The sequence below is a fragment of the Bacillus sp. JJ864 genome (assembly GCF_036963045.1).
Lineage (GTDB): Bacteria > Bacillota > Bacilli > Bacillales > Bacillaceae_G > Bacillus_A > Bacillus_A pseudomycoides_C.
The window spans coordinates 106,666-107,914 of the sequence record NZ_JBALLY010000078.1 but is presented as its reverse complement, the minus strand read 5'-3'; the positions used below and the strand labels follow the sequence as shown (position 1 = coordinate 107,914).

Below are 1,249 nucleotides of genomic sequence, written 5' to 3'. Positions count from 1 at the left end.
TCCGCCAACTCCTCCAACTACAGTCGGAGGAGCAGGTTGTATAACATTCACGTTAGAGTTTGTTTGCGGGAAATAATGCTGCGCCTGTACTACTTGGTGGTGAACGTGTTTCATATGCGTTGGATGAATATGAGGTACCACCGTTTTTGCAAATGTGTGTGTTTCACAACATTTTGTCGGATGTACAATTGGACATGTTGTTGTAGTTGGTAGTCCTCCAAAACAAGGATTACAATGATACATAGTCTTTCTCTCCTCTCACAAATTGAAAATAACCTTTCATTTTACAATATGTGAAAAGGGTAAAAGCCGTTTGTTACAAACACCTATTTCTATATTGGAAATTTGCCTATAAAAATTGTTTAAAGTTTGTGAAAATAAAAATTGTTAATGTAATCATGACAAAAAACAAAAGTAAAATAACTTTCTTCACATTCGTCCTCTCCATATTCTATATTTTTAATGCTACTGTCATTGTAAAATGGATAGGAGGTCCGAACAACTCTTTTTTATGATATTTCACATACAAAATTTGGGTGTTTATTAGTCCCTGTATATCAAAATATTGTAATTTCCATATAACTTTTTACACGTCTCTTCCTATATAAATGACCTAACAAAACTACCCGAATGATTTCAATTTCTTCAACTAATCTTTCATGGAAAAGGCATCTATGAAAGATTAATTTCATTTTATAAAAAATCCACCTACTTGTTTGACGATACCGGTAATTTGGTTCATTGCATTCATCATTTGACCTGCAGTACCCATCATTTTATTAATGTCATAATTTCCGTCAGTTGTTTTAAACTGCGACATAAAACTAGAAAATTGAGCTGGCTGTTGCTTTGTGTAGTTTTGTTTATTCATCATTGGATATGGCGTATGTGGATAAAAAGAAGATTGAGTAGGTTGTTTCGGTGGATAAAAAGCTGGCTGATTCATCTGTGGAAGTTGAAAAGGTTGAAAATAATTATTGTAATTCATATAGTAAGGCGTAAAAGGATACATATTATAACGTAAATATGGGTCTTGTTCATTCTGATACATGTTAGAATGTTGAAACATGCATTCTCCCTCCTCTAACAGTTTTCTATATAGTTAGAATATGAAATCAAAAAAAAAATGTGTAATTGTCCTACAAGTTGCAAAATTGAGTGGGAAATGGTTTATCCCGCTATTCGTGGGCAGTAAGACTCCCACCTCAAGATTGAAAGAGAAGCATTGTCCAGCTCTAGCGGCTAGAAT

2 protein-coding genes are annotated in these 1,249 nt (G+C 33.7%); both read right to left on the bottom strand.

The genetic code is table 11. The annotated features are described in order from the left end of the window. On the bottom strand, window positions 1-243 hold a 243-nt coding region (locus V7024_RS13430), incomplete at its 3' end, for a CotD family spore coat protein (RefSeq protein ID WP_335520783.1). 445 nt (window positions 244-688) lie between these two features. Continuing rightward, window positions 689-1,069: a YppG family protein gene (locus tag V7024_RS13425; protein ID WP_335520781.1), complete on the bottom strand. Its 381-nt coding sequence runs from the start codon at window positions 1,067-1,069 to the stop codon at window positions 689-691. Window positions 1,070-1,249 lie beyond the last annotated feature (180 nt).